This window comes from Candidatus Pelagibacter communis, from assembly GCF_001180165.1.
GTDB lineage: Bacteria > Pseudomonadota > Alphaproteobacteria > Pelagibacterales > Pelagibacteraceae > Pelagibacter > Pelagibacter ubique_P.
This window is the reverse complement of the sequence record NZ_CVSQ01000014.1, coordinates 1-763: the sequence shown is the minus strand read 5'-3', so window position 1 is coordinate 763 and position 763 is coordinate 1. Positions and strand designations below refer to the sequence as shown.

The following is a 763-nucleotide window of genomic DNA, read 5'->3' as shown; positions in this document are numbered from 1 at the left end:
TGGTGTGCAATAATAGCATTTACTTTAAATACAGGAGCATATACTTCTGAAATTTTAAGATCAGCATTTCAAACAATAAAACCAGGCATTATTGAAGCTGGAAAAAGTTTAGGAATATCAAACAAAATAATATTCTATAAAATCCAAATTCCAATCGCCATCCGACAATCACTTCCTGCGTATGGAAATGAAATAATATTGATGATGAAAGGGACTTCTCTTGCAAGCACAGTAACTTTGATGGATTTAACTGGTGTTGCTAAATATATAATTTCTACAACTTTTAAACCAATCGAAGTATTTATTGTTGCTGGTGGCATTTATTTGTTCATGACTTTTATCATTCATAATGTGATCAAATATTTAGAGAAAAAGTATAGCTTTCAACAATAGAAATGTTTTTATCAGAGAAACAAATTAATGATTATCAAAATGATGGTGTAATAATAATTAAAAATGTATTTAAAAATTGGATTGAGCCACTTAGAAAAGGGTTTCAAAAGGTTTTAGTTAGTCCAAGTAAACATGGGAGAGAAAATGTAACTGATGATAATGGAAGATTTTTTGAGGATTATTGTAATTGGGAGAGGATAGAAGAATTTAAGGATTGTTTATATAATTCACCTGGAGCTCAAATAGTTGCAGAAGCAACTAATTCTAAATCTACTCAAATTTTTCATGAACACATTTTCATAAAGGATCCAGGTACTTACAAAGAAACACCTTGGCACCAAGATATTCCGTATTACTGTGTTGATGGCAA

Annotated in this window: 2 protein-coding genes; both read left to right on the top strand. The window is 30.0% G+C overall.

What is annotated here, in order from left to right:
* Positions 1 to 393 (top strand): ABC transporter permease subunit (locus AMN88_RS00890; protein ID WP_143323654.1); only part of this gene is annotated, 393 nt, incomplete at its 5' end.
* A gap of 2 nt (positions 394 to 395) precedes the next feature.
* On the top strand, positions 396 to 763 hold a 368-nt coding region (locus tag AMN88_RS00885), incomplete at its 3' end, for a phytanoyl-CoA dioxygenase family protein (RefSeq protein WP_179850081.1).